At 62.0% G+C, this 23,192-nt stretch carries 17 protein-coding genes and 1 riboswitch; of the genes, 6 read left to right on the top strand and 11 right to left on the bottom strand.

What is annotated here, in order from left to right:
- Positions 1 to 383: 383 nt before the first annotated feature.
- The gene (locus C2L65_RS23600; protein ID WP_042308788.1) at positions 384 to 1,484 is read right to left on the bottom strand and encodes a malate/lactate/ureidoglycolate dehydrogenase; all 1,101 of its coding nucleotides are present in this window, start codon (positions 1,482 to 1,484) and stop codon (positions 384 to 386) included.
- A 103-nt stretch (positions 1,485 to 1,587) separates the two neighbouring features.
- On the bottom strand, positions 1,588 to 3,048 hold the full coding sequence (locus C2L65_RS23605; protein ID WP_103254598.1) for a M20 family metallopeptidase: 1,461 nt from the start codon (positions 3,046 to 3,048) through the stop codon (positions 1,588 to 1,590).
- Between the two features lie 181 nt (positions 3,049 to 3,229).
- Here C2L65_RS23605 and C2L65_RS23610 point away from each other — a divergent pair, with 181 nt between their 5' ends.
- Together C2L65_RS23610 and C2L65_RS23615 are read left to right on the top strand one after the other, a co-directional pair.
- Complete coding sequence (locus C2L65_RS23610; protein WP_042308792.1) at positions 3,230 to 3,535, top strand: superinfection immunity protein; 306 nt, start codon at positions 3,230 to 3,232, stop codon at positions 3,533 to 3,535.
- A gap of 35 nt (positions 3,536 to 3,570) precedes the next feature.
- Complete coding sequence (locus tag C2L65_RS23615) at positions 3,571 to 4,725, top strand: epoxide hydrolase family protein (protein ID WP_042308880.1); 1,155 nt, start codon at positions 3,571 to 3,573, stop codon at positions 4,723 to 4,725.
- A gap of 15 nt (positions 4,726 to 4,740) precedes the next feature.
- Here the strand turns inward: C2L65_RS23615 and C2L65_RS23620 are convergent, their stop codons facing one another.
- Positions 4,741 to 5,154, bottom strand: coding sequence for a winged helix-turn-helix transcriptional regulator (locus tag C2L65_RS23620; protein ID WP_042308882.1), 414 nt, complete (start codon positions 5,152 to 5,154; stop codon positions 4,741 to 4,743).
- Positions 5,155 to 5,236: 82 nt separating this feature from the next.
- Between C2L65_RS23620 and C2L65_RS23625 the strand changes: the two genes are divergently transcribed.
- Complete coding sequence (locus C2L65_RS23625) at positions 5,237 to 5,554, top strand: DMT family transporter (protein ID WP_042308794.1); 318 nt, start codon at positions 5,237 to 5,239, stop codon at positions 5,552 to 5,554.
- 46 nt (positions 5,555 to 5,600) lie between these two features.
- Positions 5,601 to 5,698, top strand: a riboswitch (ZMP/ZTP riboswitch).
- Between the two features lie 39 nt (positions 5,699 to 5,737).
- Positions 5,738 to 6,370 (top strand): LysE family translocator, encoded by a 633-nt coding sequence (locus tag C2L65_RS23630; protein WP_042308796.1) that lies wholly within the window; start codon positions 5,738 to 5,740, stop codon positions 6,368 to 6,370.
- A gap of 1,062 nt (positions 6,371 to 7,432) precedes the next feature.
- Here C2L65_RS23630 and C2L65_RS23635 read toward each other — a convergent pair.
- The 3 genes from C2L65_RS23635 to C2L65_RS23645 all read right to left on the bottom strand — a co-directional run bounded on the left by C2L65_RS23635 (position 7,433) and on the right by C2L65_RS23645 (position 10,419).
- Positions 7,433 to 7,705 (bottom strand): YodC family protein, encoded by a 273-nt coding sequence (locus C2L65_RS23635; protein ID WP_042308884.1) that lies wholly within the window; start codon positions 7,703 to 7,705, stop codon positions 7,433 to 7,435.
- Between the two features lie 534 nt (positions 7,706 to 8,239).
- Positions 8,240 to 9,739, bottom strand: coding sequence for an MFS transporter (locus tag C2L65_RS23640; protein ID WP_042308798.1), 1,500 nt, complete (start codon positions 9,737 to 9,739; stop codon positions 8,240 to 8,242).
- Between the two features lie 47 nt (positions 9,740 to 9,786).
- Positions 9,787 to 10,419: a TetR/AcrR family transcriptional regulator gene (locus tag C2L65_RS23645; protein WP_042308800.1), complete on the bottom strand. Its 633-nt coding sequence runs from the start codon at positions 10,417 to 10,419 to the stop codon at positions 9,787 to 9,789.
- A 559-nt stretch (positions 10,420 to 10,978) separates the two neighbouring features.
- Here C2L65_RS23645 and C2L65_RS23650 point away from each other — a divergent pair.
- A complete protein-coding gene (locus C2L65_RS23650) occupies positions 10,979 to 12,712 on the top strand; it encodes an FAD-dependent oxidoreductase (RefSeq protein ID WP_042308803.1) in 1,734 nt (577 codons plus the stop codon).
- 146 nt (positions 12,713 to 12,858) lie between these two features.
- Here C2L65_RS23650 and C2L65_RS23655 read toward each other — a convergent pair whose 3' ends face one another.
- Both C2L65_RS23655 and C2L65_RS23660 read right to left on the bottom strand, forming a co-directional pair.
- Positions 12,859 to 13,143, bottom strand: a complete 285-nt coding sequence (locus C2L65_RS23655) for a hypothetical protein (protein WP_042308805.1) — start codon at positions 13,141 to 13,143, stop codon at positions 12,859 to 12,861.
- A gap of 464 nt (positions 13,144 to 13,607) precedes the next feature.
- On the bottom strand, positions 13,608 to 15,287 hold the full coding sequence (locus tag C2L65_RS23660; RefSeq protein WP_042308807.1) for an ABC-F family ATP-binding cassette domain-containing protein: 1,680 nt from the start codon (positions 15,285 to 15,287) through the stop codon (positions 13,608 to 13,610).
- A gap of 215 nt (positions 15,288 to 15,502) precedes the next feature.
- Here C2L65_RS23660 and C2L65_RS23665 point away from each other — a divergent pair, with 215 nt between their 5' ends.
- Positions 15,503 to 16,189 (top strand): L-2-amino-thiazoline-4-carboxylic acid hydrolase, encoded by a 687-nt coding sequence (locus C2L65_RS23665; RefSeq protein WP_042308810.1) that lies wholly within the window; start codon positions 15,503 to 15,505, stop codon positions 16,187 to 16,189.
- A gap of 104 nt (positions 16,190 to 16,293) precedes the next feature.
- Here C2L65_RS23665 and C2L65_RS23670 read toward each other — a convergent pair whose 3' ends face one another.
- The 3 genes from C2L65_RS23670 to C2L65_RS23680 form a co-directional block, all read right to left on the bottom strand.
- Entirely contained in the window at positions 16,294 to 17,406 is a 1,113-nt protein-coding gene (locus C2L65_RS23670) for a hypothetical protein (protein ID WP_233446522.1), read from the bottom strand.
- A gap of 132 nt (positions 17,407 to 17,538) precedes the next feature.
- Positions 17,539 to 21,402, bottom strand: a complete 3,864-nt coding sequence (locus C2L65_RS23675) for a WD40 repeat domain-containing protein (protein ID WP_042308813.1) — start codon at positions 21,400 to 21,402, stop codon at positions 17,539 to 17,541.
- A 1-nt stretch (position 21,403) separates the two neighbouring features.
- Positions 21,404 to 22,771, bottom strand: coding sequence for a toll/interleukin-1 receptor domain-containing protein (locus C2L65_RS23680; protein WP_042308815.1), 1,368 nt, complete (start codon positions 22,769 to 22,771; stop codon positions 21,404 to 21,406).
- Positions 22,772 to 23,192: the final 421 nt, after the last annotated feature.

Below are 23,192 nucleotides of genomic sequence, written 5' to 3' on the forward strand. Positions count from 1 at the left end.
AACAGACCAGAATCTGGTGGGGCGGCCTAACCAACAGAAGAATGCAGTTCTTCATAAGTATGGCGACGCCCGCTGGACGGGCTTCTTGCCAGGCGCGGCTGTCGCAAACGATTGCCGTTCAGAATAAAACTTCAAACAAACGTTCTCGCTGCCGCTTTAATAAGGGCGCAAAGCGGTAATTAGAATATCTGTTTTAATTTGGGGTGAATTGTGGAGGCAAACGTTTTAATGCAATCCGAAGTTATTCTGATTGCATTGTTTTGCGAATTCGTGGCGAGGAGAGGCAAAAAGCGGCAAAGCGGCGAGGCCGCGCTTTTGGTCGGTGTTTGACGCGCGTCGGTCGATCGATGCGCGTGCAACGACATCCGCTGTGACGCCGCGCGTTACTGCAAGCGCGCGGACCAGCTATCGGCATCTTCCTGCGACAGTCCCGCCGCGAGCGCCGCCTCGCGGATCTGCCGCCATGTCTGCGGATCGACGGGAATGCCGTTGGCCTCGCGCTCGGCGCGCGTCGCGCGCTCCGGCTCGCCCGGCGCATAGATGCGCTCCGCACCGCCGGCGAGCGGCGACGCCTTCACCCATTCGACGAACGCATCCGCCTCGGCCTCCGCGTTGGGCGCATCGAAGGCGGCGGGATCGACTATCACCGACAGCATGCAGTTGATGATCGCGTTGGTCTTTTGCAGCGTGTCCTCGTGCGTCGTGTAGCCGCCCGACAGCGCGCCGCCGAAAATCTCGCACATTGCCGCGAGGCCGAAGCCCTTGTGGCCGCCCGCCTGCCCGCCAACGGGCATCAGCGCGCCAAACGGCGCTTCCATCATCACTTTCGGCTCGACGGTCGGCTTGCCTTCGTGGTCGATCAGCGAGCCGGGCGGCACCTGCTTGCCCTGGTTGTACGCGACGCGCGTCTTGCCGTAAGCGACGGCGCTGGTCGCGAAGTCGAGCACGAGCGGCGCCTTGCCCTCGCGCGGAAACGCCGCGCAAAACGGATTGGTGCCGATGCGGCGGTCCGCGCCGCCGAACGGCGCGACGAGCGGATCACCCGCCACGTTGACGAAGTGGAACGACGCGAGCCCCGCCTTCGCGCACTGCTCGGCCCAATGCCCGATCCGCCCGATGTGGTGCGCGTTGCGCAGCGCGACGGCGCACACGCCGAGCTTTTTCGCGCGCTCGATGCCCTGCTCCATCGCTTCGTGCGCGACGACCTGGCCAAAGCCCTTGCCGCCGTCGACGGTCAGCACTGCGCCGACGTCCTTCACGACGCTCGCGTGCGCGTTCAGCTTCAACTCGCGATCGCGCAGCGAATCGACATAGCGCGGAATCATGCCGACGCCATGCGAATCGTGTCCCGTGAGATTGGCTGCAACGAGATGATCGGCGACGAGCTGGGCTTCACGCGGCGAACTGCCTGCCTGCTCCCATATCGCGCGCACGTAGGCGTGCAGTTGATCGACGGGAATACGGGGAGCGCGCGTGTCGTTCATTCGATGATCGGTTCGTCAAGGAAAACGGATGGACAGTGAGAGAAGCCGGCCGGCTTCTCTCACTGGGGGAAAACGCTTCAGCGTCGAACGTTCGGGACAGACATCAAGGCGCGGCGGCGATCACCTCGGCGACAGCCGCCGTCAGCTTCTTGCCGTACGGCACATGCAGGAACTCGTTCGGACCGTGCGCGTTCGACTTCGGCCCGAGCACGCCGCACACCATGAACTGCGAGGTCGGGAAGCCCGCCTTCAGCACGTTCATCAGCGGGATCGTGCCGCCCTGCCCGATGAACGCGACATCCGCGCCGAAGTGCTGGCGCGACGCGTCGTTCAGCGCAGTGCCGAGCCACGGCGCCAGTTCCGGCGCGTTCCAGCCCGTCGCCGCGCCCGCGTCCGGCTTGAACGTGACCTTCGCGTTGTACGGCGGATCGAACTCCAGCAGCGACTTCATCTGTTGCACGGCGTTTTCCGCATCGACGAGCGGAGGCAGACGCAGCGACAGCTTGAACGCCGTGCGCGGACGCAGCACGTTGCCCGCATCCGCGAGCGACGGCAGGCCCGACGCGCCCGTCACCGACAGCGACGGACGCCAGGTGGAATTGAGCAGCGCTTCTTTCGGGTCGGTGGTGGTCGGCAGCACGGGGCCGCCGTCCTGGCCGCAGGCCCACGGCAGCTTTTTCCACACGTCGTCGCCGAGAATCTTCGCAGTCGCTTCGGCTTCATCGAGACGGTCGAGCGGAACCGGGCAATGGAAGCCCTTCGGCAGCAGCGTGCCGTCGGCAGCGTCTTCGAGACGCTCGAACATTTGCCGCATGATGCGGAAGCTCGACGGCGCGATGCCGCCGTAGCCGCCCGAGTGAATGCCTTCGTCGAGCACCTGCACTTCCAGGTCGCCGGACACGAGGCCGCGCAGCGACGTGGTGAGCCACAGCTGATCGTAGTTGCCCGCGCCCGAGTCGAGGCACACGACGAGTCCGACCTTGCCGAGCCGCTCGCGCAACGCGTCGACGTACGGCAGCAGATCGTAGCTGCCTGACTCTTCGCAGGTTTCGATCAGACCGACGCAGCGCGGCCGCTCGATGCCTTGCGCGTCGAGCGCTGCCAGCGCGGTGAGGCTGGCGTAGATCGCGTAGCCGTCGTCTGCGCCGCCGCGGCCGTAGAGCTTGCCGTCTTCGAGCTTCGGCGTCCACGGGCCGAGGTCGTTGCGCCAGCCGTCGAATTCCGGCTGCTTGTCGAGGTGACCGTACAGCACGATAGTGTCCGTGCTGCCCGAGCGCGTGGCGGGCGATTCGAAGAAGATCACGGGCGTGCGGCCCGGCAGGCGCACGATTTCCAGCTTCAGTCCGCGCACGGGCTGCTGCTCCGCCCACTTCGCGGCCTCCGTAGTCACGCGCTCGATAAAGCCGTGCTTTTCCCAATCGGCATCGAAAGCCGGGCTCTTCGCGGGCACGGCGATGTAGTCGGTGAGCGCCGGCACGATCTCATCGTTCCATTTGCGATCGACGAATTCGCGCAGTGTGTCGTGATTCAGCTTTTGAGCTTGTTGAGTGTCGTCGGAGATCATGATGGCCATATCCGGTGCAGTCAAAACGCACATGATAGACCTTACGGCGCGGCTTGCCGAATTCGTGTGAACCTCCCGTGAACCATCAGGCGCCTGCCTTGCAATCAGCCTTCAAACGGCAAGCGGACGATGCCCGATCGCGCGACAATGGACAGATAGATTCCGCGCCTGGGGAGGTTCGATGAACGAGATGATGATACAAGGCGTCGCGACCGTCGCCGCGCTGGGACTGTACTTTCTGCCGTCGATCATCGCCGATCGCCGCAAGCGCTACGACATTCTGACCCTCGCCCTGTTCAATGCATGCATGGGCTGGACGGTGTTCGGCTGGCTGGTCGCGCTGTACTGGGCGTGGCAGCCGAATCCGCCCGTCAATCTGGAAGGCGAAGTGGTGCGTTCGCGCCGCACCCTCAGCATGCGAACCTTCACGAAGGGACTCGGCGAGCGCGTGCGGTGGCGCGAATCGCGCGACCGCACGACCAAATAGCGCGCCGCCTGCCGCACAACGACCAGGACCACATGATGCAGATCACCCCGTTCCAGATTTCGATTCCCGACTTCGAGCTTGCCGCGCTCAAGACGCGCCTCGCGCAAACACGCTGGCCCGACACGTTCGATAGCGCGCCGTGGTCGCTCGGCACCGACATGAACTATTTGCGCGATCTCATCGATCACTGGGCGGGCGCGTACGACTGGCGCGCGACGGAAGCGCGGCTCAATCAGGAGCCACAATTCGTCGCGCAGGTCGGCGATCTTGCCGTGCATTTCGTGCATCGGCGCGGCACGGGTCCGAAGCCCTACCCGCTCGTCATCACGCACGGCTGGCCCGGCTCGTTCATCGAGTTCGCCGAACTGGTGCCGCAGTTGTGCGACCCGGCGTCGTTCGGCGCGGACCCCGCCGATGCATTCGATGTCGTCGTCCCGTCGATGCCCGGCTATGGCTTTTCGGAGCGGCCTTCTAAGCCGGGCATGTCGGTGTTCGCGATCGCCGGCCTGTGGGTCGAGTTGATGCGCGGGCTCGGCTACACGCGCTTTGGCGCGCAAGGCGGCGACCTGGGCGCGGCGGTGTCGATCGCGTTGGCGGCCAACCATGCGCAGCATGTCGACGGCATTCATCTCAACTTCCTGCCGAGTTCGTACGCGCCCGGCGTCGCGCCCGATGATCCGTCCATCACGCAGGAAGAGCGGGATTTCCTCGCGTCCAAGGCGGTGTTTGCCGATGCCGAAGGCGCCTATGCACACATGCACGCGACGAAGCCGAACACGGCGGCGTTCGCGTTGAACGATTCGCCTGCGGGACTGGCTGCGTGGATCGTCGAGAAATTCCGCGCGTGGAGCGATTGCGACGGCGACATCGAGCGGGTGTTTTCGAAGGACCAGTTGCTGACCGATCTGTCGTTGTACTGGCATACGCAGACGATCGGCTCGTCGATGCGGCTCTACGCGGAAACGCGCGCGCGGCCATTGCGCTTCGAGCCCGGCCAGCGCGTCACGCCGCCGCTTGGCTTTGCGCGTTTTCCGAAGGAAATCAGCCAGCCGCCGCGATCGTGGATCGAACGTGTGTTCAACGTTACGCAGTTCGCGGATATGCCGCGCGGCGGGCACTTCGCTGCGATGGAACAGCCTGCACTGCTTGCCGAAGAGATACGGCGCTTCTTCCGGCCGCTGCGCGGCTGAGCGTTTAACCGGGCGCTATCGACGCGACTGCGCAAGCGTATCGAAGCGCTCGCGCGCGGCGTCGAGCGCGCCGCCATGCGTTTCGGCCCAGCGGTCGAGCGTGACGAGCGCATCGCTCAACGACAGCCCGAGCGCGCTCAACCGATATTCGACGTGCAAGGGTTTCGTGCCGCACACGTCGCGGATCACGAGCCCGTTGCGCTCCAGTTCGCGCAGCGTCTGCGACAGCACCTTCTGCGAAATGCCGCCAATCTTGCGCAGCAGCGCGTTGTTGCGCATCGGCCCGTCCTGCAGCGCGGGCAGGATCAGCAGCGTCCATTTACTCGCGATCAGTTCGAGCGCGAGCCGCGACGAACAGGCCTCGTCGAATACGTTGCCTGGGTGCTGCGCCTCGTTCGCGGCGTCGACGGAATGGTCCGGCGCGGGCATTGCCATGGTTACCAGAAGGTGCGTAATGGTCAGCGAATCACTATACCTCTACGCTGCGTCCATTCTTTAAATGGAGGTAGTGATGGCGTGGTTAATCCTGCTCGCGGCAAGCGTCGTTGAAATCCTGATGGGCCTCGCGCTCAAGTATGCGAATGGCTGGACGCGTTTCTGGCCGAGCGTCGGCGGCGTGGCGGCCGCGCTTGCGAGCGTCTTCCTGCTGACGCTCGCGATGAAGCACCTGCCCGCAGGCACCGCGTATGTCGTGTGGACGGGCATCGGGTCGATGGGCATCACGCTGCTCGGCATCGTGCTGTTCGGCGATCCCGTGTCGGCGCCGCGCATCGCGTGCATGGTGATGATCGTTGGCGCGGCGGCGGCGCTCAAGTGTATCGATGGGTAGTGCCGTTTCTGTATCTGGCGTGCGCCGGCAGCCCGCGGAACAATCGACCAGTTCGCGCGACTGGCGCTCAATCGAGGTGGATCACCACCGGGGAACGCGAACCGGGATGCAGATTCCGTCACGCCGCGCGCCTGGGCCTTGCCTTGATCCTTCGATCGGTCTTCCTTCTACGGAGCTCACGCAATGCCTCAAACCTCGCATCTCGTTGCATTTGCTTTTGTCGCGCTTGGGATGGCGCTCACGCCCGGGCCCAATATGATCTATCTGATCTCGCGGTCGATCTGCCAGGGCCGCGTGGCCGGGCTGATTTCGCTCGGGGGCGTGGCGCTTGGTTTTGTGGTCTATATGTTCTGCGCCGCGTTCGGCATTACGGCGTTGCTGCTTGCTGTGCCGTTCGCGTATGACACGCTGCGGTTTGGTGGCGCGCTCTATCTGCTGTATCTCGCGTGGCAGGCCGTGAAGCCGGGCGGACGCTCGCCGTTCCAGGTGCGCGATTTGCCCGTCGATAGTCCGCGCAAGCTGTTCACGATGGGCTTCATTACGAATCTGCTGAATCCGAAGATTGCTGTGCTTTATCTTTCGCTGCTGCCGCAGTTTATTGATCCGCAGCATGGCAGTGTGCTTGGGCAATCGTTGATGTTTGGCGTGGTTCAGATCGTGTTGAGCATTTCCGTCAATTCGACGGTCGCTATGACGGCTGGGTCGATTGCTGTGTTTCTTGCGAGGAAGCCGACGTGGCTCGTCGTGCAGCGGTGGATGATGGGGACTGTACTGGCTGGGCTCGCTGTCAGGATGGTCACGGAAGCGCGGCGGTAGTGCTGTTGATTTGTCTGCGACGGCTGGTTGGTTTGCTTGGGTTTTCGCCTGGCATCTGCGCTTTGCCTTTGCGCTTCAAGTGTCGCCCATTTGCGGGCAACGCGTGCTTTGTCTGCGACGGCTGGTTGGTTTGCTTGGGTTTTCGCTGGCATCCGCGCTTTGCCTTCGCGCTTCATGCGTCGCCCCTGTGCGGGGCGGCAGCGGCTTTGTCTGCGACGGCTGGTTGGCCTGCTTTGATTTGCGCTGGCATCCGCGTTTTGTCTCTTCGCTGGCATCCGCGGTCTTTTCGCTGGCATCCGCGTTTTGCCTTCGCGCTTCAAGCGTCGCCCCTGTGCGGGGCGGCACCTACTTTTCTTTGCCGCCGCAAAGAAAAGTAGGCAAAAGAAAGCGGCTAACACCGCCAACATTTCTTCCTGCCTGAGGGCCCCCAAAGGGTCTTACGCTTCACACGGCAGCCTTTCTGTTTGCGTGCGTTGCCAACGCTTCGAATGAACGCCTCACCCACTTCAGACACCCACACAAGAACTAGCGGCAGCGAATGGTATGTGCCGCCCAGGTGGCAAACTGTGTGTAGGTTGTCGCGGCGTATAGCTCGGCGCTCTTACAGGGTGGAACGCGTGCGCAATCGGTCCGAAGTGTGGCGTGTGTGGCACTACGGCCTACACACAGTTTGCCACCTGGGCGGCCGTGGACTATCTGGCAAGGCATGGTGCAGCGCGGGTGCGTGAAGCAGGTGATGCGCACAGCAAGAGCGCTGGCAACGAGCATGGGTCACGTGATTGCCGTGTGAAGCGTAAGACCCTGTGGGGGCCCTCAGGCAGGAAGAAATGTTGGCGGTGTGAGCCGCTTTCTTTTGCCTACTTTTCTTTGCGGCGGCAAAGAAAAGTAGGTGCCGCCCCGCACAGGGGCAACGCTTGAAGCGCGAAGGCAAAGCGCGGATGCCAGCGCAAAGACTGCGGATGCCAGCGCAAAGACAAAACGCGGATGCCAGCACAAACCCAGGCAAACCAACCAGCCGTCGCAGACGAATCAGGTACTGCACGCGCCGCAAAGGCGCCAAATTCAAACCGCCGCACCACGAACAAACTTATGCACCAACCCGGCCGGAATCGACCGCGGCTGCCGCCACACCTCATCCTGCGCGAAAGTTTCCTGCCGCAATTCGCCATGGTCATCAAACCATTGGCAAACGAGGCATTCACCCGTTTTCCGGGCAATCGCCCCGACATAAGTCACCGTCATCCGCGGCCCGCCCGTTTTGAGCGTCACCACGTCCCCGACCATGACTTGCACCGTTTGCGTCGTGTCAAATGCGTCGAAAGTAGCAGTCAGCATGGATGTCCCCGTTATAAGCATTAGGCTGGCTGAAAATTCACTGCCATAAACGCACCGCGGTCCAACGAATTATTAAGAGTGGGGGAAGATTAACAATTGAATATTTCGGCAGCAAGTAATTTTTATTGGAAGCGTTTGCAGCAAAAACGAAATAGACGGCCAGATATCGCGAACGTTCGTTCGTTATTGTTTAGTTCGGCAATCGCCTGCCGGGAAAGGCGGCATGTTGTCGCGCAGCACGACTCCCACCAAAGTTTAGGCGGCATCTTCAGGGTATACGTAAATACGCCGGACCACCCGCTGTCATGATGCTGACATTCTGCGCGTTATCACGGGTTTAAAAACCAAGCTGCGCGATTAATCGCTGTCATCTGTGAATAAGCGCATCACTGCTGAACAGGCAAGATTAGTTGCAATGCGCAATACACCGAGACTGCAATCGTATGACTCTAAACAGCGAAAACGTTATCCGACCATTTTCAGGTGTATTTTTGTTCTGTCGAAATACAAATATGCAGCCGCTCGGGATTTTCCCTAAGCCATTTTGATCGCGCGCAGAGAAGCGCGCTGCTGATGCCGGACCAGCGTCACGCTGAGCGCAATGCAGATGACCATCAATACTGCATTGATCGCGAGGCTACGCTGGAACGCATACGCATAGCCCGCCGCCGATGCATTCGCCGACAACGCGCCAAAGAACGCGCCGCTGATGGCAGCCGTGCCGAACGCCGAGCCGATCTGTAGCGTCGACGTCACCACGCCCGACGCAAGCCCGGCCTTCGCCGGTTCTACTTCGCCGAGCACGATGCGCATGATGGACGGCAACACGAGCCCTTGCCCGACGCCGGCAAGGACGAGCCCCGCATAAAACAATGGACCGAGCGCCGCGTGCGTCGCAGCCCAGCCTGTCACCGAAAAACCAACCGCCATCATCGAAAAGCCGAGCGTCAGCACATGACCGCCAATGCGACGCACGACAGCGGGCGACGTCAACGGCCCGGCGACGAAGCCGAGCGCGAACGGCATGATCGCGATGCCGGATTGCAGCGGCGTCCAGTGCAAGCCTGTCTGCAGATAGATGCCGTACGTGAGGAAGAACGCACTGTTGCAATAGAACAGAAAGGCCAGCACGAGCCCCGTCGAAAAGGCCGGATTGCGGAACAATTGCAGATCGACGAGCGGGCTGCCCCCACTACGCTCGACGCGACGCTCGACAGCGATGAACGCAGCAAGCGCAGGCACGGCGAGCGCGAACATCGCGAAGGTCCACCACGGCCAGCCGGCTTCGCGGCCGTGTGTCATCGGATAGATCAGCAGGATCAGTACCAGCGACAGCAGCGCGACGCCTTTCAGATCGACGCCCTCGCGCGTCGCCGACTGATTCTCCGGCACATATTTCCACGCGCCGATAAACGCCAGCACGCCGACGGGAATGTTGATCAGAAAGATGGCACGCCAGTCGAGGCCAAACGGCTGGTATGTGATCAGCGCGCCGCCGCCCAGTTGCCCGACGATCGACGCGAGTCCAAACACGAAGCCGTAAAAGCCCATCACGCGAGTCTGCTGATGCAGCGGCACGACGGCGCGCACGGTCGCGAGTACCTGCGGCGCCATCACCGAGGCCGCCATGCCCTGCACGATGCGCGCGATCACGAGCACGTGGCCATTCGGCGCAAAGCCGCACAGCGCCGACGCGACGACGAAGCCCGCCATCCCCGTCATGAACATGCGCCGCCGGCCAAACAGGTCGCCGAGCCGCCCGCCCGTGATCAGCAACACCGCATACGCTGACGCGTAGGCGGAGACGATCAGCTGCAATTGCGCGTCGCTGGCGTTCAGGCCCGTGTGGATCGCAGGCAGCGCCAGATTGACGATGAAATAGTCGAGCGGCGCGAGAAATGCGCCGACGAACAGCACGGTCAGCGCGAGCCCTTGCCGCTCGAAGCGCTGCTGGCCTTGCGCTTCGGCGCGCGGCTCCGGCTTGTCGACGCCTGGACGGGATGCGGACGGCAAACTCACGCCCGACGCTTTCATGCATCTATCATTCATGACTGAACGTTCAAAAATTCGAGAAAAAAATTTCAGGTGAGCGCGCGCATCGCCACATCGACGACTGCTTTCAGTTCGTCTTCCTTGCGCTTGCATTTGTTGAGCACACGCAGGCCTTGTGTCATGCACAGCAGAAAATCCGCGGCCGCCTTTTCATCGAGGTCGCCGTTGAACACGCCCGCGGCCTGCCCGCGGATCACAGCCGCCGCGAGCAGCGTGACGACGCGCCGCTGGATCGCGCGGATTTTCGCGTGCAGCGCTTCGTCGTCGGGTTGTAGTTCGAGTGTGCTATTGGTGATGAAGCAGCCCGTCAGCGTCGACGCAGTGCGCGTGTGGTGCAGCAGCGCATTGCGTAGCGCGACATCGGGCGGGACATTCGCGTTCAGGCGCTCGACGAGGCCGGCAATCGCCCCTTCCGCGTAATGGTCGAGCGCGGCCATCATGATGCCGTGCTTGTCGCCGAACACGCCGTACAGGCTGCCGCGCAGCACGCCCGTCGCGTTGCAGAGATCGTCGACGGATGTCGCGTGAAAACCGTTGCGCCAGAACACCTTGCCGGCTTCAGCGAGCACGGCGGCCGTATCGAATTCGCGCGGACGGCCGCGCGGGCACGCCGCCTCCGGTTTGCCGGCGCGCGTGCGCGGGGGTGCAGTGTTATCGGTCATGCACCGGAGTTTATGACTATGCGTTCAATAATTCAAGGGAAAATCCTCGCGGAGCCGGTCCGATCGGTGTCCGTGCGAATCAGACCCGAAAAATTCCGCAATGCAATCGAGCAGATATCTCGATTCCCTTGCTTCACTATTCTGGAGACTTCGAATCGCGAGCAGATTCGATGACACCTTGGATGCGCGGCACTCGTCATGTCGATAACATTACGCGTGGAGACGATCCCAATCCTGCTGAACGACGTGCGCGTGACGCATTTTTTCGTCGATTGTTCCTGCAAGCGTCAAGCGACGTCATGACGCCCGCTTCGACGCGATTGCAAAATTGGCCCCGAGGCAACGCAGACCTGCGGGACCGCGTCAAAGCTGAGTTGCGCGCCACCTTCCGAAGCGAGTTTCAAGCCGAAAATTTCACTCAGCGACGCCCTCTAGCTTGAGATGCTTCGTTCAGGCCGTTATCGACAGTCGAAGGTCGTCAGCCACTGGTTCGTTCAGATAGCGACGCGCTTGACCGTGTCGGTCGCAGTTCCGCTCGCTAGCCGCTGGAGGATGCGTGATGAGCAACGAGTCCGTACCGGGCAGCGCTACGCCCTTCCCTCAGCCCGCAGAAGGCGAGCCCCGCAGCGACGACGACTCGATGACCGACGCCCCGTTCGTGCGCAGTCATCCACGCCTCCAGCAACTGTTTCCCATCCTCAGCGAAGCTGAAATCAGCAGGGTTCGGCGCTTTGGCAGAGTGTCGCGCTACCCCAAAGGCACGATGATCTATCGCGTTGGAGAGCGCACCCCGGGCATGTTCGTTCTGCTGTCCGGCAAGATCCGGGCTGTCGCCCGCGATGGTCTCGGCCGCGAGCAGATCATTCACACTTTCACCCAGCGCGGCGAATTCACTTCTGACGTGAACCAGTTTTCGAACAAGCCTTCCTTCGTGGATTCGTGCGTCATCGAAGATGTCGAAGCTGTGCTGGTCCGGCCCGACGACCTCAGTCCACTTCTGATCGGTGAAGCGGAGCTTGGCGAAAAGATCATGCGCGCGCTGATTCTCAGGCGCTTCGTTGCAATGGAACGCGTGAACGGCGCCGTTCTGGTCGGCGCGCCCGGGAATCCCCGGCTGCTCGCGTTGCAGAACTTCCTGCGCCGAAACACGTATCCCAACGTCACACTCGATGCGGAACAGGACGCCGATTCCGTCGCGCTACTCGAAGGACTGACACCTCAGCAGGATGATTTTCCGCTCGTTGTCTGTCCAAACGGCACGGTGTTGCGCAATCCTGACGAGGGGCAGCTTGCGTCGTGTCTTGGACTGATTCCCGACTTCGACCCCGCCCATGTCTATGACGTGGCAATCGTCGGCGCGGGTCCCGCTGGACTTGCGGCAGCCGTCTACGCAGCATCAGAGGGATTGTCGGTCGCGGTGCTCGACTGTCGCGCACCCGGTGGCCAGGCCGGCGCGAGCGCGCGCATCGAAAATTTTTTCGGTTTCCCTACGGGCATCACGGGTCATGCGCTTGCGGACCGCGCTTTCGTTCAGGCGCAGAAGTTCGGCGCACATATCGGCATTCCGTGCGAGGTCAAGGCGTTGTATTGCGACAAGCAACCGCCCGTCGTGGAGCTGACCAATGGCCATCGAATCACCGCGCGCACTGTGGTCATCGCAACGGGCGCAGAGTACCGGCGACCCGTCGTCGAGGATCTCGAACGTTTCGAGGGCCGTGGCGTCTATTATTGGGCTACGCCGATCGAAGCAAAGCTATGTCGCAAGGAACCGGTGTTGCTGATCGGAGGGGGTAATTCGGCGGGCCAGGCTGTCGTGTTTCTCTCATCGCACGCCGAGCATGTACACGTGTTCATTCGAGGCGCGAAGCTCGAGGACAGCATGTCGCACTACCTGATCGAGCGCGTCCTGGCGCTGCCGAACGTGACGGTTCATACGCGGGTCGAACTGACCGCGCTCGAAGGAACCGAGCGTCTCGAACGTGTGTACTATCGCGGCGCCGGGGGGATCGAGGGGAACATGACGATCCATCACCTGTTCGTGTTCATCGGCGCGGATCCCAACACGAGTTGGCTCAACACATGCGGCATCTCGCTCGACAACAACGGTTTCGTGCGGACGGGCATCGATCTTCCCGATGCGAACGTGCTCTCGATATCGTTGCAGACGAGCGTCGAAGGTGTTTTCGCCATTGGCGATGTCCGCTCAGGGTCGACCAAGCGAGTCGCTTCGGCAGTCGGTGAAGGCGCGGGTGTGGTGGCGCAGATCCAGGGTTTTCTGTCCCGCGTTTATTGAACAACCCTGCAGGGTGCAGCGAAACAGCAGAGGAAGGAAAACAGACACGCGCAGGCATGCCTGCGCGTCTCGAAGCGAATACCTCTACAGGTCACCACTGTCAGACACCGGTTCGTCGACAGTCACCCCTGCAATCAATCCGCGATTTACGAACCGAAATACACCGGCTTCATCCCATCGTTTGCATCCGGGCGGATCGAGCCTTCGATTTTGTGGCCCACGCGGGAAACAGCGCTGCGGAACGAACGCAGTTCGTGATGGCTGCCCGACGCTGACGTGCCATCGGCGACGCCGCCAGAATCTGCAGCACCTGCAACCGTCTGCGTGGCCTGCGTATTGACTGGTGCGGCCGCCTGGTTGGATTGGGCGAACGACGAGACAGCGGGAATTGCGAGGGCAGCAGCAACAACGAGCGATTGAACGAGTTTCATGATACTTACCTCCAGGCTTTGATTGCTTCGCAAACACCCGTTTGCGTTTCAGTGATGCAAGTCTAGGCCGGAGGCGGTTCGTAATTAAGCCCTCGCAGAACAATTGAATGTTGTTGAGATAGGTATAAACCCTATACATCTCGACGTAGTGGCATGCAGCCGGCCGTACCCGCCGGGACCGGTCAGATGCCCAATGCGCAGCCGTCTGGTCGTCACGATGATCACGCCTGGAGCAAAGTCGCCGCGCCATCGAACTCGTTCGATGGCGCGTGTGAACCACGCGGGCAGGCAGGTAGTGAGCCGGCAGGTTACGCGACACGCCTGAAATCAATCCCCCGCGGATCGAAGTTCCGCTTCCTCGCATTCCTGATCGAGCGTCGCGTGATGCCTGGGCGGTCAGCTTCTTCAGTATGCCGTCCGCGCTTCGCCTCCCATGCCACACCCGCCGCCCGCCTGGGGGTCTCTCAAGCGATGACCTTCTGCTCTGCGGCAGCCTCCTCGCGCATGCGACGGGCTTCGTCGCGCAGGAATTGCTGGTAATCGTCCAGATCGCCGTCGAACGGCTCGACGCCGCCCTTGGTGACCAGCCAGAACTCATCACATACGGCGCGCAGCAGGGCCCGGTCGTGACTGACCAGCATCACCGTGCCTTCGAATTCGTTGAGCGCCATCGCTAGCGCTTCGCGTGTGGCCAGGTCGAGGTGGTTGGTAGGCTCGTCGAGCAGCAGCAGATTGGGGCGCTGCCACACGATCATGCACAACACGAGCCGCGCCTTTTCGCCGCCGCTCATCGTGTTGACTGCCTGATGGACCATGTCGCCACTGAAGTTGAAGGTGCCGAGGAAGGTGCGAAGCGATTGTTCGGTGCCACTCTGGCCGGGCGCGCGCATGTGCGGCGGCGTGTCCCTGGCAAGGCGGATCATGTGTTCCATCGGCGTGTCGAGCGGACGCAGCACGTCGAGTTCCTGCTGTGCGAAGTAGCCGATGTTCAGGCCTTTGCCTTCGCTGATTTCGCCAGCAATCGGTGCCAGTGCGTGCGCCACCGTCTTCACCAGCGTGGACTTGCCCTGGCCGTTGGCACCGAGGATGCCGATGCGTTGCCCGGCCAGCACGGAACGGTTGATGCCCCGCACGATGACCGTGGGCGGCGTGCCCGGCAGTGCGCCGGTCGGCGCCGGGTAGCCGAAGCTCGTGTCCAGCATCGACAGCAGCGGGTTCGGGACGTTGAGCGGCTCCTTGAACTCGAAGTTGAACTCTGCGTCGGCAAGCACTGGTGCGATCTTCTCCATGCGTTCGAGCGCCTTGACCCGGCTCTGCGCCTGCTTCGCCTTCGAGGCCTTGGCCTTGAAACGGTCGATGAATTTCTGCAGGTGGGCGATCTTTTCCACCTGCCTGGCCATCGCGGCCTGCTGCAGCACGAGCTGCTCAGCACGCATGTCTTCGAACTTGCTGTAGTTGCCGCCGTAACGCACGAGCTTGGCGTTGTCGACGTGTACCGTCACCTGCGTCACGGCGTCGAGGAATTCGCGGTCGTGGCTGATCACTACCAAGGTTCCTTGATAACGCTTGAGCCAGGCTTCCAGCCAGACCAGCGCGTCGAGGTCGAGGTGATTGGTCGGTTCGTCGAGCAGCAGCAGGTCCGACGGGCACATGAGCGCGCGCGCCAACTGCAGTCGCATGCGCCAGCCGCCGGAGAAACTGTTGACCGGCTGGTTAAGCTGCGCAGCACTGAAGCCAAGGCCCAGGATCAGCGCCTGGGCACGTGCGGGGGCATCGTGCGCACCGGCGTCGTGCAGGGCCATGTAGGCGTGCGCCATGCGCATGCCATCGTCGCTGGCCTCGGCGGCGGCTACCTCGGCCTGCGCAGCCAGCAGCACGGTGTCCCCCTCGACCACGAAGTCGGTCGCGCCCTGGCTGGTCTCCGGCATCTCCTGTGCGACCTGGCCCATCTTCCATGCAGCGGGAATCGAGAATTCGCCGCTATCTTCGTGCAGCGTGCCGTTGAGAAGGGCGAAGAACGACGACTTGCCGGCGCCATTGCGGCCGACAAGACCAATCTTTTCGCCGGGAGTGAAGGTGACGGACGCACTGTCGAGTACGACATTCACGCCGCGGCGCAGCGTGAGATTACGGACGGAGATCATAAGGAGCTACTTCGGAGAGGACTGGCATGATAGCCCACCGGACGCGTAGGGCTGTCTTTTCTGTGCCGCTCGCGCTTTGCGGTGCCCACCGGCCACCAGGCAAGAGACGCCCGGGCGTGCCGGCTGCGGGGCCAGCGAACATAGCGGTGAATGACCTGTAGTGGTGGATTGTCGGGAAAGCCTACAATGGGCCAATGGTGTTAGAGAGGTGTCCAATGGCCGGGATCATTCATCCGTTTTACGAGTCGCATCGCGGTGCCATGGAGGCTGCCATGCAGCATCGCCTCGACCTTGCCGAATCGATGATGTGCGAGCGTGCGCATCTGTCCGATATTGATGGGATCAGGCAGGAGGTGATGGACGAATTCGAAATCGTGCTCACGCAAATGCCCTATGTCGGCGGCGCAGCGAGTCGTATGAGCGATTTCTTCATACGTCTGATAGGTTTTATGGCCATCGGCCGAGTGCTCCGGCGACACGGCGTGTCGCTGTCCGTGATCGGCGAAATCGAGCGAGAAACCTACAAGGCGCAGTTGCTCACCGTGCCCGAAGCGGAACGTCTTGCCTCGGGGCGTCAATTCCTGTCGTCAGAGAATCAGGCTTTGCTGCGCGAGCAGGCTGCAAAAAGTCATCAGAAAGAGTTTCCGGAAGATTTCGTCTACGATTTCGTCGAGCCGGGCCCGGGTGACAGCTTTGAGTTCGGCATCAACTACACAGCTTGCGGCTTTTGCAAATTCGCGGCTCGTCATGGAGATAAAGAGATCCTGCCGAACATTTGCGGACTTGATTTCGACGCCTATGCAACGCGAGGCATCCACCTGGAAAGGACACAAACATTGGCCGGCGGCGCGAGCCATTGCAATTTCCGATTCTCGCGGCTCCCGTCGGACCAGGATGAGTAAGTGCGTGCTTCGAACGGCCGCTCTCAGAGAAGTTGAGCGGCCGGATCGCGTCGGCTGCTGTCCCACCAAAACCTCTCCACGCCCCCCTTCAACCCTTTTCCAACCTAGTCCACTTTCCAATTCTTCGCCGGATACTCCGGAATACCAAGCGAGGTTCCCGCTTCCTTGAATGTCTGAGTCAGTTGATCACGGATCAATTCAGCGGGATCGCCAATTGTCAGCGACGACTTCGAGCCATCCCATGTGTGGCTCCAGTCGATCATCTGATTCATGCGCGGAATCAGCGGCAGCGGGCCGAGAGTCTTGTCCGGCGGGTTCAGCACGAACGGCAGGATCTTGCCTTTTGCGCAGGTAAGCTGTGCCTTTGGCGTTATGTCATCGGTTGCCTTACCGATGACATAGTGCGTCGAAATGATCTGGAATATCTCGCGCACATAAATCGCGTCGGATTTTTTGTCAACGCCGCCGACCAGATCCTCACGCGGATCATTGAGCAACACGAAGCTCACGCGCGCACGCATGGCGCCCTGAATCCACGCCGCCGTCTTTTCAATCGGCCACACTTCCTTGCGCTCCGTGGCTCCGACATCGACTTTCGCGCGCACGGAACTCGACAACGTCTGCTTCTGCTCTTCTTCGGTCAGCGTGCGTTTGCCCGCGATTCGATACAGGATCACCGGCTTTTTTGCCTGATGCAGCAGGATTGCCGTGTTGTACGCCATGATCGCGATTTCAAGCATGCGGTCGGCGCTGATCGGCGTTGTTTCGACTTTGCCGCTTCTCTGCTGGTAGTGCGTAGCATTCTTGTGAAAGCCGGACCCGACCTCTTTTTCGATCGCAAGGGGCCGCGTGGCCGTTGTTACGCCGCGCAGCCTGGCGAGTGTGTCGTCGTCGAATGTGTTGCTCTGCAAGACGGCGGCAAGCAGATTTTCTCCCGTGTTCGCAGGCTGCGGGATCGGCTTCTCTTTGCGCAGGTCGCGATTCTTGGGCTTCAGGTCTGCAAACAGGAAAGGCTGGCGGCGTTGCCACTTGCCGCGACACAGTTCCGAGCACCACGGGTTCTGGTCCTTGCTGACGGGGACCTCTTTTGCGCAGACGACACACAACATGGCTATCTCCTCGCGAAGCGGCAGCTTTAATGCTAGGCGTTCACGAAGAGGAAGTCGATTAAGATAAGACGAAATCGTCGGTCGATGCGGGGCGCGTGAAATTAGCAACTACATTCGTCCAGCAGCCTTTTGAACTTCACGGATCTAGACACCGCGAAGACCGCTCACACCTGAATAACGCCCTTCCCCGCAAAAAATCGCGTTGATCGAGGTCGCCATCATCAGCCGTCGATATTCCCCTCACCGACAAACCGGCTTCGGCGCAGGCAGCGCCGCACACGTCTTCCGATAAGGCACCCCCGACATAAACTGTCGCCACTCCGCACAGTCAAGATTGCGATTCGCAATCGCGCAAGCATCTGTCAGCATCGACTCGCTGTCCCAGTTGCGCAACGACACGGTCTGATCCTCATGCAGCACGGCCACGCGACGTCCGCCTGGACTGATGTCCACGCTTGATACAGTGCCGCCCGCGGCACGCAGCCGGGCCAGTTGGCTCCCCTTTCGGAGATCCCACACCTGTCGTTCCCCCTTCGCGTCACCGCTGACGAGCGCCTCGCCGTTGCCGATAAATACCAGCCGGTCAACCGGGCCGTCATGAGGGCCGAACTTCGCCACGGTTTGTCCGCTTTCGACGTCATGCAGAATCGCCATTTCATCGTCGCCGCCCGATACGAGCCGCTTGCCGTCAGGGCTGAATGCCAGCTGACGCACGCGATCCTTATGCGGATCAGGCAACTCTGTCATGGCCTTTTGCGACCCGAAGCGATACAGGCGCACGACGCCATCGCCGCCCGCCACCGCCAGCACCCGGCCGTCGGGGCTAAACGCGACGACTTCCGACCCGCGCTTCCCGGACAGCACGGTTTCGTGTCCGGCCGGAGTGATCTCGTACACATGAATCGAACCGTCGGACAGCGTGATCGCAAGGCGCCGGTTGTCCCAACTTATCGCAAAGCGCTCTACATCGGCATCCACCGGCTTCTGAAGCGGCAGAAGGACATGGCCCGTCATATCCAGTACATCGACCGTGCCGTTGGCGCGCTGAATAGCGAGGAGCGAACCGTCAGGACTAAACTCGGCGCGCAGCATGCCGCGTTCGCTGCGCAATTGCACGGCATCGTCGGGATTCCAGAAGTCGGCGATATCCGTGCCCGAGGGGACGGTCGCCAGAACCTTGCCATTGCGGTTGAACTCCACTTCCTCCGCGTGGTACAGGGATTTACCGGACCGCAACACCGACCCCGGCGCGAGCGACCATACGGTGTACAGCGTCTCCTGTTGATCGATCTGATACGCGACGGTGTCCCCATTCGGCGAAAACTGGAAGGCGGCAACGCGCTGTCCTTGCCGGGTCTTGACTCGCGCCCGGCCGCCGTTGGTCGGCTGAACCAGCTCCTCGCCGCTGGCCAGGGCGGTGGCCAGCCAGCGGCCGTCCGGGCTCAATGACATGCGAACGGCCCTGCCGTTTTCATCAGCAACCGTGCCGATCTTTTGCAGAGGTTGTACCTTCCACACGCTAGTCGTTCGGCCATTTCGAAGCGCAAAAAAGCCGCCTCCGGGCTCGAAGACCGCCTGTAGTTCGCCTTCGCCTCCGTCCAAAGTTCCGATGACCGAGTCCGTTGATTCATCGCGAAGCTCGACGACGCGCTTTCCGTCGGGGTTGGCGTGGAGCAACGCATCGAAGCGGCAGTCGGGTGTGCGCGCGAGCAAAGGGCGTGTCGCCCTGGGCGACGGTTCAGTACCGGTCCCGGTACCGGTGCCGGGGAGCGGTGCAACGACAACGCTATCCCCCGAACCGTAGAGCAGCGTGGCGTCGTCGCGGTCGAATCCAAGGCATTGACCGTCGCCAGTGCCAAGGCGCTTGAGCACTGGGACACCCGGTTGCCCGGGCATCGTCGACACGTACACAGATGAATGGCCTGCAACCGCGACGAACTGGCCGTGGTGACTGACGACAATCTTTTTGATGTCAGAGGCATCGCCGACAGAGACACGCCCGAGTTCCTTCGCATCGCTCGCTTGCCAGGCGACGACTGTATGTTTTGCATCGGCGGATACGAGACGTGACGCGGCCTGGTCGTACGCCAGCGCCAGCACGGCACCTTCGTGGCCTTTCCAGCGCCGCAGCACGGTCCAGGTCGTCAGGTCCAGATCGATGACGTCGCCGCCGTTGGTGCCCATGGCCATCCGTTTGCCGTCAGGGCTGGTTGCTGACGCGGTCACCTTGTCGCCGATCCGCATCATCTTGTGTACGCCGTCGTCGGCAATCAGCCGCGCCAGTTGCGCAAGCTGCGCATCCAGCCGCATTGGGGCGGCGTGGCTCGCTTCGGCGCCCAGCAGCAGCGCGCGATCGGGATGCTCCGCGTCCTCGGCACTGGCGTTGGCAATCACGCCGGAGATAATCGCATCGCGAGTCAGTTGCCCGGCATGCGCGGTGGCTTCGTCTGCCCGCTTCTGCTGAATCGCTGCCAATTCGGCATCCTTCACTGCGATCGCCTGCGCCTCTTTCGCACGACTATTGGCCTCCGCTGCGGAGTCACGCATCTTTTGAAACTCCACCGCCGCCCGCTGCAACTGTTGCTGGGCTTCCCCGATTTCGACCTTCGCCTGGATCGATTTCTCGGTCTCCTTGACCAGCTGCTGCTTGGCGGCTACGGCGTCATTCTGCGCGACACGCGCACGGTTTCGTTGCACCGTCGCTTCGTATGCGGCATATCCCGCACCGATTAGCAAAGCCATTGCAAACGCGAAGGCGGCGCCAACCCACATCGCGTTGCGACGGTTACGCCGTTGTATCTCCAACGCCTCACGCACGCGCGCGGCGGCGGCCGCCGCCGCCTCACGGGCCTGCCGCGCATCGCGACTGTCCTTGACAACGCGTGTCAGCACATCATGGGTAAGTTCGAGCCTGCGCACGCCGAAGCGTTCATCGACGCGCAGCAGCCGGCCAGCCACGAGCCGCTCGATATCGGTGCGTGAGATACCGGGCAGCACGAGCGCATCATCGAGCGCATAGCTGTCCCGATGGCCGGCGTCCGTGATCAGCTCATCCTCGATGAACACGCGCACACGCGGGTCGACATCTCGGAGTGAGCGCTCATAGAAATCGACCAGGATCTCGCGCTCGGCGCTCGCCACCAGCTCGGCACCGATGTGATCGCTACCCTGTGCGATACGCCGCAAATTGAGTTCGCTACAGATCACGCTCAGGAGTGCGGGATCGACCTCCATCCGGCTATAGTCGTCTGCCGAAGGCGCTTCGGCGCGATTGCGCCACGCGAGACCGATGATGCGTTCGGCCACCGTCGGCGCCACGAGCGCGCCACCGCTGTCGATCACCGCTCGGGCCTGGAAGCCGTCCATCGGCAACAGGCGGTATCGGTTGCGCATTAGCGACGGGATGTTCACGCGCAAGCCTTCCACGTCCGCCAGGAAGTCTTCGCGGAAGCTCAGGACGACCTTGCAGTCCCGGCGGCTAAAATCGATGCTCTGCGCGGGTACCGCGCCGGAATCGAGCGCTTGACGCAACGCTTCCGGCGGGCGGTTTTCAATCAGGTCTGAAAGCTCGCTGACGAAGCCGGCGGCGCGACGGCGCGTCTCCTCGTCGACCTGGCCGAGCGTGAACAGCTCTTCGAACTGGTCGAAAACCAGCACGGGTATCACGGCCCGGTTGCGGGTGTTCCAGAACCCCGCGCCGGCGCGATGAAAGTGCTCCCACAATGACGCCTCCGGCAGCGGCGCTGTCGCGTCGACGCCAGCGGCACTGCAAGCGGCGGCGAGCGCCTGCCAGACCTGGTCGCGCAGCGACAACGCGGCGCCGTGCGCGAGACGTATCATCACGGGCACATGAAGGTTCTCGCGCAAACGCGGAAAAAGTCCCGCATTGAGCAACGATGTCTTTCCTAGCCCCGAGCGGCCGAACAGGACGGTCAGCACTTCACGACGCACCAGCCGCGCGAGTTCTTCCGCCTCGTTCTCCCGGCCGCGGAAAAAGTACTGGTCCGCCTCGGTGAAAGACGCGAGGCCAGGCCAGGGGCGCGCCGGCGTCAGCGCCTCTGCCGACAGTCCTGCGTGCCCGGATTCAACCGCTTCATCAGCCATATCAGCTCCGCCGGCAGCGGCTGGAGATTTGCCGGTACAGATCGCGCACGTGCGCGACGAACGTCTCGTCAGTGCGCGCGCCCGGCAGCGTCATCCATTGGGCGGAGCGAAAGCGGTCGGGAAGCCAGTCGCCGTACTTGGGCGTGTCGTCGATCACCACCGGGAGCAGGAAGGGTTCGTCGGGCGCCATGCCGCGAGCGCGCTCGTCGGCGGCCATCCACTCGCGCCAGAAGTAGTCCCGCCGCCGGTCCGGGTCTTGCGTGGCGCGCGAAATCACGGGCATGAACAGGCTGCTCGTGTCCACGCCGCGCCGGATACTGCGCTCCCAATCATCGCCGCCCCGAAGCTCGCTCCGGTCGAACCATACGTCGATGCCCGCAGCATCGAGTTCCTGCGCGAGACCTTGCACGGCGTCTACATCCTGACTCGAATAGCTGATGAACACCGCACCTTCGATGGCGCGCGGCACGACGGGTGCCGACGGCGCCTTCGCAACGCCCGCGGGGTGACGCTGGCTCCAGCGGGCGCGCAACTCGGCGCAAAAGACAGTCGGCTCCAGCGACACGACACGGGTCGCCGGGCTGAAGTCGGCGAGAAAGGCTTTCAACGCAGGGTCGCGTGCGGCCATTGGATCGACCAGGTACTCCACCGTCTGGCGAGGCGACGAGAGCCGCTCGTTCTTGGCTGCGCGCAGGAAAAAGCGCGCGAGCCAGTCCGGCAGCCGGCAACCGAGCAGCAGCAGATGGTCGTCGCGCAACGCATCGAACAGCAGCTTCGGCTGACGCGCGTCGTCCTGCAACGCGTGAAGGAACTCCAGGCGGTCCTCGTCGCAGATCACCCAATCGGGTGCTGACGATTGGCGGCCGAGCAGATGGAACACGGTTGGCGTGGTCAGGCGCCCGCGCGGGAGCGGTAGATCGGCAGGCCGATTTGGGGAGAAGCTCACAACCGAAGTGCGCGTGTCCCCGCCGTGACGGACAAGGTCGATTGCGCGAGTCAGCAAGCCGTCAAACGAAAGGGTCACGAACAGATCGAACGGGGATACGGCGGCGAGGTCCAGCAGCGCTTGAGGAGGTTCGATCGCCAGATCTCTCACGACCTGAGACGTGCGGACGTACAGGTCTTCCTTGCGCGCGCGCGGCAGTAACAGGTAACGGCTGACGACGTCATCCAGTCGTGGAGGGTTGTCGAACTCAGCCAGGCCGATGCGGAGCTTTTCGGCCAACCGGGTGGCGACAAGCGCATCGAATCCCATGGACTGACCGTCTTGACTGACGGGCAGCAGCCCGTCATCCACCACCGCAATGACCCGCCCTTCATCGATGTAGTCGAGAAGGTCACTCCAGAAGAATTCGTCGAGTTCTTCCACGAAATTCGCTCCTGGAAATTTGAACTCCCCTGATCATTCGACGGGTGCGTGTAGCCTGCGCATACAGGCCATTTCGATTTCGAGTTGTGTCAGCTCCGCCGTGAAGCGCTGAAATTTGCAATGGCCCGCTCGTCAACCGTCGCTCTCTCGACTGATAAAAAACGATTGGAAAACGCCCTTTTGTCAAAAGACGCTGGTTATTGGAGCAATGATGTACGCGCCGGTCACTGTTTTGTCTGAATACACTGCCTCAGATCGACGATAGAACATCGGGTGGCGCAGCGACAGGGACCTAGGTGGGACAGCGCACATTTTGCGCTGCAAATATCTTGCAGGAAATGCGCCACGCGGTGAGAAATTGTCTCGTCCTTTCGACAAGCGCAGCGGCAACGTCACAGACCCTGCATGACCAGCCAGGCAT

It is taken from the genome of Paraburkholderia terrae, from assembly GCF_002902925.1.
Taxonomy (GTDB): Bacteria; Pseudomonadota; Gammaproteobacteria; order Burkholderiales; family Burkholderiaceae; genus Paraburkholderia; species Paraburkholderia terrae.

Bases quoted from the DNA above. Each gene is read 5' to 3' on its own strand.
- C2L65_RS23600 (WP_042308788.1), bottom strand. From the start codon at position 1,484: ATGAACGACACGCGCGCTCCCCGTATTCCCGTCGATCAACTGCACGCC.
- C2L65_RS23605 (WP_103254598.1), bottom strand. From the start codon at position 3,048: ATGATCTCCGACGACACTCAACAAGCTCAAAAGCTGAATCACGACACA.
- C2L65_RS23610 (WP_042308792.1), top strand. From the start codon at position 3,230: ATGAACGAGATGATGATACAAGGCGTCGCGACCGTCGCCGCGCTGGGA.
- C2L65_RS23615 (WP_042308880.1), top strand. From the start codon at position 3,571: ATGCAGATCACCCCGTTCCAGATTTCGATTCCCGACTTCGAGCTTGCC.
- C2L65_RS23620 (WP_042308882.1), bottom strand. From the start codon at position 5,154: ATGCCCGCGCCGGACCATTCCGTCGACGCCGCGAACGAGGCGCAGCAC.
- C2L65_RS23625 (WP_042308794.1), top strand. From the start codon at position 5,237: ATGGCGTGGTTAATCCTGCTCGCGGCAAGCGTCGTTGAAATCCTGATG.
- C2L65_RS23630 (WP_042308796.1), top strand. From the start codon at position 5,738: ATGCCTCAAACCTCGCATCTCGTTGCATTTGCTTTTGTCGCGCTTGGG.
- C2L65_RS23635 (WP_042308884.1), bottom strand. From the start codon at position 7,705: ATGCTGACTGCTACTTTCGACGCATTTGACACGACGCAAACGGTGCAA.
- C2L65_RS23640 (WP_042308798.1), bottom strand. From the start codon at position 9,739: ATGAAAGCGTCGGGCGTGAGTTTGCCGTCCGCATCCCGTCCAGGCGTC.
- C2L65_RS23645 (WP_042308800.1), bottom strand. From the start codon at position 10,419: ATGACCGATAACACTGCACCCCCGCGCACGCGCGCCGGCAAACCGGAG.
- C2L65_RS23650 (WP_042308803.1), top strand. From the start codon at position 10,979: ATGAGCAACGAGTCCGTACCGGGCAGCGCTACGCCCTTCCCTCAGCCC.
- C2L65_RS23655 (WP_042308805.1), bottom strand. From the start codon at position 13,143: ATGAAACTCGTTCAATCGCTCGTTGTTGCTGCTGCCCTCGCAATTCCC.
- C2L65_RS23660 (WP_042308807.1), bottom strand. From the start codon at position 15,287: ATGATCTCCGTCCGTAATCTCACGCTGCGCCGCGGCGTGAATGTCGTA.
- C2L65_RS23665 (WP_042308810.1), top strand. From the start codon at position 15,503: ATGGCCGGGATCATTCATCCGTTTTACGAGTCGCATCGCGGTGCCATG.
- C2L65_RS23675 (WP_042308813.1), bottom strand. From the start codon at position 21,402: ATGGCTGATGAAGCGGTTGAATCCGGGCACGCAGGACTGTCGGCAGAG.